Source organism: Methylocaldum sp. 14B, assembly GCF_002005105.1.
Taxonomy (GTDB): domain Bacteria; phylum Pseudomonadota; class Gammaproteobacteria; order Methylococcales; family Methylococcaceae; genus Methylocaldum.
The window spans coordinates 1-516 of sequence record NZ_MSCV01000085.1; the positions used below are offsets into that span (position 1 = coordinate 1).

A 516-nucleotide genomic window follows, 5' to 3' on the forward strand; every position below is an offset into this window, starting at 1 on the left:
CGGCTTTCGCCCAGTTGCGAAGCCGCCGTCAGCAACTCGGAAAAACGCTCCGGCACGGCATAAGCATAGGCAATCGCGGCAAGATAGGCGGCATTGGTGTGGCCGCTCGGAAAGCCGCCATCCTTGCCACGGCCGCGATTTTCGCGCGCATATTTCAGCGCCGGGACAACAATGCCGGCACTGGATTCGTAGCCTTCGAAGGTACGATCGCCGATGGTCTCGGTCCCCTTGTCGACGACCTCACCCTTATCGTTCATCCGCCACGGGCGCGGCGAGGAATAAAAGTATTTCGCGGGCGATGTCGTGGCTTCCGGTCCGCGGATCGCCTTCATCAAGGCCACGACGCTCTTTAACTCGGATTCGGCCGTTCCGGCTTCCGTACCCTTGTCCTCCTCCTTGCGGGTAATCACCTCGTTCGGATCGAAGTCTGCAAGTGTATGGTTGATCGTGGTGGTCGCACCCGACCCCTCACGATACCAATCGGCAAGCGGTCCCATGCCGTTGATCACGCTGTAG

Annotated in this window: 1 protein-coding gene; it reads right to left on the reverse strand. The window is 60.1% G+C overall.

Annotation, left to right across the window (positions count from 1 at the left end; genetic code table 11):
• Positions 1-516: phosphatase PAP2 family protein (locus tag B2A78_RS25465; protein WP_205780915.1), on the reverse strand; the 516-nt coding region annotated here is incomplete at both ends.